The sequence below is a fragment of the Salinispora cortesiana genome (assembly GCF_000484695.1).
GTDB classification, from domain to species: Bacteria; Actinomycetota; Actinomycetes; order Mycobacteriales; family Micromonosporaceae; genus Micromonospora; species Micromonospora cortesiana.
This window is the reverse complement of the sequence record NZ_AXVR01000056.1, coordinates 21221-27220: the sequence shown is the minus strand read 5'-3', so window position 1 is coordinate 27220 and position 6000 is coordinate 21221. Positions and strand designations below refer to the sequence as shown.

The 6000-nt window shown below is 66.8% G+C and carries 8 protein-coding genes and 2 tRNA genes; 3 read left to right on the top strand and 7 right to left on the bottom strand.

Annotation, left to right across the window (positions count from 1 at the left end):
- Positions 1-1074, top strand: a 1074-nt coding sequence (locus K228_RS28940; protein ID WP_025620038.1) for a hypothetical protein, incomplete at its 5' end; no start/stop codon positions are given.
- Between the two features lie 125 nt (positions 1075-1199).
- On the opposite strand, the gene K228_RS0119995 is transcribed toward K228_RS28940, so the two are convergent.
- Entirely contained in the window at positions 1200-1958 is a 759-nt protein-coding gene (locus tag K228_RS0119995; protein WP_025620037.1) for a DeoR/GlpR family DNA-binding transcription regulator, read from the bottom strand.
- A 60-nt stretch (positions 1959-2018) separates the two neighbouring features.
- Here K228_RS0119995 and K228_RS0119990 point away from each other — a divergent pair, with 60 nt between their 5' ends.
- Together K228_RS0119990 and K228_RS0119985 are read left to right on the top strand one after the other, a co-directional pair.
- On the top strand, positions 2019-3281 hold the full coding sequence (locus tag K228_RS0119990) for an MFS transporter (protein ID WP_025620036.1): 1263 nt from the start codon (positions 2019-2021) through the stop codon (positions 3279-3281).
- A gap of 133 nt (positions 3282-3414) precedes the next feature.
- Positions 3415-3912 carry an ArsI/CadI family heavy metal resistance metalloenzyme gene (locus K228_RS0119985; RefSeq protein ID WP_025620035.1) on the top strand — a complete coding sequence of 166 codons (498 nt, stop codon included), beginning with the start codon at positions 3415-3417 and terminating at the stop codon, positions 3910-3912.
- Between the two features lie 87 nt (positions 3913-3999).
- On the opposite strand, the gene K228_RS0119980 is transcribed toward K228_RS0119985, so the two are convergent.
- From K228_RS0119980 to K228_RS0119960, 6 genes are all read right to left on the bottom strand, one after another.
- Positions 4000-4572 (bottom strand): GNAT family N-acetyltransferase, encoded by a 573-nt coding sequence (locus K228_RS0119980; protein WP_025620034.1) that lies wholly within the window; start codon positions 4570-4572, stop codon positions 4000-4002.
- 348 nt (positions 4573-4920) lie between these two features.
- The gene (locus K228_RS0119975) at positions 4921-5136 is read right to left on the bottom strand and encodes a type II toxin-antitoxin system HicB family antitoxin (protein ID WP_025620033.1); all 216 of its coding nucleotides are present in this window, start codon (positions 5134-5136) and stop codon (positions 4921-4923) included.
- Positions 5137-5164: 28 nt separating this feature from the next.
- The gene (locus K228_RS27530) at positions 5165-5284 is read right to left on the bottom strand and encodes a type II toxin-antitoxin system HicA family toxin (RefSeq protein ID WP_245603522.1); all 120 of its coding nucleotides are present in this window, start codon (positions 5282-5284) and stop codon (positions 5165-5167) included.
- 63 nt (positions 5285-5347) lie between these two features.
- Positions 5348-5575: a site-specific integrase gene (locus tag K228_RS0119970; protein ID WP_025620032.1), complete on the bottom strand. Its 228-nt coding sequence runs from the start codon at positions 5573-5575 to the stop codon at positions 5348-5350.
- A 168-nt stretch (positions 5576-5743) separates the two neighbouring features.
- Positions 5744-5817: transfer RNA gene (locus tag K228_RS0119965), tRNA-Phe, on the bottom strand.
- A 101-nt stretch (positions 5818-5918) separates the two neighbouring features.
- A tRNA-Asp gene (locus K228_RS0119960) sits at positions 5919-5992 on the bottom strand.
- Positions 5993-6000: the final 8 nt, after the last annotated feature.

Here is a 6000-nt window from a genome sequence, read left to right as displayed (position 1 = left end):
ATCGCCGCGATCACCCTCGCCAACGCCCGCGGCGGCGCCACCCTCGACCTGGCCACAGACTGCACCTACCTGCTCACCGCCGACATCGACGGCGCCGGACTCCCCGCCATCACCACCCCCATCACCCTCAACGGCAGCAAACACACCACCATCGAACGCGCCGCCGCCACCGACCGATTCAGAATCCTCACCATCAACACCGGCGGCGACCTCACCCTCAACAAACTCAAAATCACCGGCGGACAGACCGACGACAACGGCGGCGGCATCCTCGTCAACCCCGGCGGCAACCTCACCACCAACCACAGCACCATCACCCGCAACATCACCGACGGCGACGGCGGCGGCATCGCCAACAACGGCACCACCCACCTCCGGCACTCCACCGTTGAGCGGAACACCGCTGCCGGGGTCGGCGGCGGTATCACCAGCGTGGGGGCGCTCGACGTCAAAAAGACCCGAGTGTATGCCAACACCGCACTCGACGGAGCCGGAATCAACAGCGAGGGCACGGTGCGGATCGAACGCAGCGCGATCACCGCCAATCACGCTGAGGACACGAGCGGTGGCCTGCTCGTCGAAGAGGGAATCGCCACCGTCACGGACACCGAGGTCTCCCACAACAGCGGCGCTGAGGTGGGCGGCATCCTCGCAAACTTCGACGCGCAGGTCACGCTCAGGTCTGTCGCCCTCGTCGGCAACGCCGCCAGAACAGCCCGTGCGGGCGGCCTGGCGATGAACCCGGGCGCCACGATCGTCATTGAGGACAGCCTGGTTAAGAACAACACAGCCGTCACTGACGGCGGTGGCCTCTACAACCTCGTCGAGATGGTGCTACGGCGTACGAAGGTCGTTGGCAACCAGGCCGGCAACGAGGGCGCCGGCATCTACAACGAGGCCACCGGCATCCTCACCGTCGTCGACAGCAAAATTGTCCGGAACACCGCTGCGGTTGACGGCGGCGGCATCTTCAACGATGCGGGCGGCACGGTGAACCTGGAGACCGCCACCGGCACCGTGGTGACCGAGAACCGGCCCAACAACTGCGTCAACGTCCCCGGCTGCGCGGGCTGAGCCCCGGCACCAGCTCAACCTGATCCCGGGTAACCCGGTCCCGCCTCTCGCCGCTGGGCGAGAGGCGGGACCATGTTCAGGTCATTCCCAGCACCGCAGCAGCGCGGCCAACTCTTGCCACCCGCTCACACCCGCCGCACGGCGACGCCGAGGGCTTTCAGCGCGTCCACCTCCGCGTCGGGGGCGTCGTCCGTGGTGACGACGGCGTGTAGCGCAGCGGCGGGAGCGACCAGGGCGAGGGCGGTACGGGAGAGTTTGGCCGCCTCGGCTACCGCGATGACCCGGTGGGCCGAAGCTATCGCGGCGCGTTTGATCGCGGCGTCGGCCAGGTCGTACGCGGTCAGCCCATTCGCAGCGGTCAGGCCGCAGCAGCCGATGATAGCGGTGTCGAAGCGCAGCGCGGCGAGTGACGCCTCCGTCAGGGGGCCGGTGAGCGCCAACTCGCCGGGGCGGGGCTCTCCACCGGGCATGAGCAGCCGTAGTTGGGGGGCGCCGACGAGGGCGTTGGTCGCGTGCAGGGACAGCGGCATGACGGTCAGTCGGCGCCGCGCCAGCGCGCGGGCTACCGCAAGACAGGTGGTGCCGGCGTCGATGACGACCGCCTCGCCGTCCGCGATCATCTCGGCGACGGCCGCGGCGATTCGTTCTTTGACCTCAACGCCGTCGGTTGCCCGAAGTGCGAACGGGGGTTCCTCGCCGCGCAGCAGCACGCTTCTGGCCCCACCCCGGTAGCGCTCGAGGAGGCCCTGCTCGGCCAGGAGCTCCAGGTCTCGGCGGACGGTCATCTCCGACGTGCCGGTTCGTTCTGCCAGCTCCGCGACGCTGAGCTGACCGGCTCGGCGTACGGCATCGATGATCTGTCGGTGTCGGTCCACGCTCGCCATCCCCTCATTGAACACTATATGCGTTCAAGTTTCGAGATTCGAACAGAAAATATGTTTGCTATGTTCGCTCACATGTTTGTATCGCTACGGGCGGCGCGGCTGGCCACCTTCACCTACTTCACCCTCAACGGCTTGCTCCTGGGTGCCTGGATCGTCCACATCCCTGTCATCGAGCACCGAGCCGGCATCAGCCACGCCTCGCTTGGCTGGCTCCTGCTACTCCTCGGCGCTGGCGCCTTCGCCGGGATGCACGTCGTGGGGCCGCTCACCGACCGCTTCGGCGCCCGTCGGGTCGTCCCGCTCAGTGCAGCGCTGTGCAGCGCGGCCCTCATCCCACCCGCTTTCGCCGGGAACGCCGGGACGCTGGGCCTGGCCCTACTGATCCTGGGGATCGGCAACGGCGGCCTGGACGTCAGCATGAACACCCACGCGGTTCAGGTCGAAGCCGGATACAAGCGCCCAATCATGTCCGCGTTCCACGCCATGTTCTCCGTCGGCGGCGTCCTTGCCGCGTTGGTCGGCGCCCGGACTCTCAGCTGGGGTTGGAGCCCGACAACCACGCTGACCATGATCAGCCTCTGCGCCCTGACAGCCACTGCGGTCGTCGCACCCGCGCTGCTGTCTCGGCCGGCGACCGCCAGCACGTCAACCGCCACCAGCGCCATCAGGAGCCGCCGAGCCCGCACCCCCCGGCGGATCTGGGCGCTCGCTGGGCTCGCGCTGATCCTGATGCTCACCGAAGGCGTCGCCAACGACTGGAGTGCACTGGCCCTGCGCGACGCGCTCGACGCACCCGCCGCCACCGCCGCACTCGCCTACGGCGCCTTCGCCAGCGCGATGACGATTGGGCGATTTCTCACCGACCGCGTCGTCGCACGCTTCGGCCCGGTGGCCATCGTCCGGTACGGCTGCGCGCTGGCCACGCTCGCCCTGACCACCATCGCGCTCGCACCGTCGATCCCACTTGCTCTGGCGGGGTGGACGTTGCTCGGAGTCGGGCTGTCGGGCGCCGTACCGCAGCTCTTCAGCGCGGCCGGCCACACCGACCCGGACGCCGCCGGCACCAACGTCTCCCGGGTCGCGGGCCTCGGCTACCTCGGCATGCTCAGCGGGCCAGCCATTATCGGGCCCCTCACCCAGCTCGTTCCCCTGAACTACACGTTCCTCCTGCCTGCGTTCTTCTGCCTGGTCGCCGCCCTCACGGCCCACATCCTTCACCCCCGGCAGAAAGCTCCGCGGCTCGAAGTCGAGGTTGCGCGGCCAGTCACCGCGCGGTCATCAGCGATCGGGCATGGAGCGGAACAGAACCGAGAAGCTGTTTAGATAGATCTCTAGGTTGACAGTTGTCAAATCAGAGAGCAGACTAGAGCTTGCTTCGAAAAACATCTAGACAGCGAAGCCGGCGTCGCACCACCGCGCCGACAACCAGATGACCGAACCCACCAGGAGGAAAGCCATGTCCCGGGTACAGCTCGCGCTCCGCGTCTCCGACCTCGAAGGCTCGATCGCCTTCTACTCGAAGCTGTTCGACACCGAGCCGGCCAAGCGCCGCCCCGGGTACGCCAACTTCGCCGTGACGAACCCGCCGCTGAAGCTCGTACTCCTGGAGGGCGAGCCGGACCAGCCCACCGCGCTGGACCACCTGGGCGTCGAGGTGCCCAGCACCGACGAGGTGAACGCCGCGACCACGCGCCTCGCCGAGTCTGGTCTGACCACCTCGGAGGAGAAGAACACCGAGTGCTGCTACGCGCTCCAGGACAAGGTCTGGGTACACGGCCCCGGCAAGGAGCCGTGGGAGGTCTACACCGTCAAGGCCGACTCCGACCAGCTCCAGAAGGCGACCGAGAGCGAGTGCTGCACCCCGACCGGGGCGAAGGGGACCGAAAGCGCGTGCTGCACACCGACTGCGGCGAAGGAACCGGCGGGCAGCGGCAGCCAGGCGAGCTGCTGCTGAGCGCCAATGCGCATCGAGGCAATGACCGCCGGCGCCTCGCTCAACGGCCGCGCCGGCGGTCCTGCCGGGTGAGTTGGGCCCGGTAACTCAGTGAGTCGACTGCCGCATGATCCAGGTGGGCAGGGGCTCCTCGAAGGTGTTCGCCACCTCCCAGCCGGCACGCTGATACATCTCGACATTGTCGGGGTTGCTGGTTTCCAGGATCGCCGGAAGACCCGCTGCGGCAGCGCGTCCCAGCCCCACCGACATGACCGCGTGACCCCATCGACGACCCATACTTTCGGGATGGGTGCCCAGGACACTGAGGTACCAGAAGGGTTCTGCCGGCAGCGCCGCGTCCATCGCCCGGTGGAAGGCGCCGTAGCGGGTCAGCGCGTCGGCGGGGAGATGGGTGGCGAGTACGTCGTCCAGCTCCTCGCCCCCCGCCCCAGGCGACTGCCAGATCGCGACCGACGCTCCGCGCTCAACCGTCCAGATCGTTTGCTGACTCACCTGCTTGTCGAAAAGGTACCCGAAGAAAACGGTGGCGTACTCAGGGTAGGTCGCCTCGTCGGGAAAATAACATCGCAGAAGGGGATCCTTCTCGAATGCGGCGACCAGTGAGCCGACGACACGCTCACGGTCTTCCGGCCTGGCAACGGTGATCTCAGGTGCTGTCACGGGATGCAAAGCTACCGCAGCCCGTCGTGACGCCAGCCGCCCTGTGGGCCGAGGGCCCGCTGCCAAGGTCCGTGCCATCCCGTTTGGGGGACTTTCCTCCCGCAAATCGCGATCTAGATCACATATCGGACTTAACTCGGGTTGGCTGCCGGGCAGCAGAGAGCCACCCACCGCACCCCTGGATGGCCCCTCGCCCGTAACGGGGAAGACACCGAGACTGCATGAACCATCCGCACCACACCTACGAACTCAGCCGGTTCGGCCAACGTCAGCCCAGGCCACGGTGGTGGGCCGTCGTGCTAGTCGGTGCTCTGAGACACCAGGGTCATTGGTAACACTCGGCGTGCATCAGGCGGCGATCAGATCAACGCCGACCGCTTTCGGTGCCGGAACCGGGTCGCCCGCCTCTCGCAGGCCCTCCAGGTGAAAAGCGATGGCCTCACGCATATCGGCCAGAGCCTCCCTACGGGTCTCCCCGAGCGCTACGCAGCCAGGAAGGTCGGGTGACCAAGCACCATAGCCACCATCCTCGGCGCGCTCGATGATCACGACGTATGCGCTCACTTGTTGCCTCCCATCAAGCCCGCTTGCTTCAGGATGCTGAACTCCAACCCGGGCGGCAAGTCGCGACTCGGTTTCCGGGAATGGTTACCCGGCCCGGCTTGCTGTGATGTTTGTACTGACGGTGACTGCCGCGAGTGGCGACCAGCATCCACCCGTCAGCCTCGATGATCTTCATCACGTCCCGCACTTTAACGGCATATCACACCCTTCGTCACATTGTGATCGTTTTAGAAAGACGTGCCATATCTCCATGCGCCGCCAGCTCCGTCAGCGCCTTGGCGATCTCCTGGTCGCAGGCGTCGACCGCGTGAAGATACCGGCGAGCCGCCGCCATGGACGAGCGCCCGAGACGTTTCACGAGGTCCGCCAGCGTGGCGCCGGTCTGTGTGGCCAGGGTCTGCCCGGTGTGGCGGAGGTCGCGAAACGTCAGATTGTCCATTCCGACCTTTACGAGCCCGCACGAATGCCTGATCGGGTGTGACCTCGCAGCGGCGACCCGTCTCGGCTGATGAACAGCCGTTCCCACCCGGCGTACGTATCGAGATGCAGAAAGATCCCCACCGACGTTTCCGCTGGTGGGGACCGTATAGCCCGGCGAAAGGCTATGTGGCCAGGGGCGGGGTCGAACCGCCGACCTTCCGATTTTCAGTCGGACGCTCGTACCAACTGAGCTACCTGGCCGTGCTTCGGGTCATGATACCCGCCCGTCGAGGTCGCCAACGGCCGGGTCACCTGCCCGATATGTCGAAGGCCGCGCGTGCTGGCGCGGCCTTCGACGTTTGCGGTCCTGACGGGACTTGAACCCGCGACCTCCGCCTTGACAGGGCGGCGAGCACTCCAACTGCTCCACAGGACCTTGCTCAT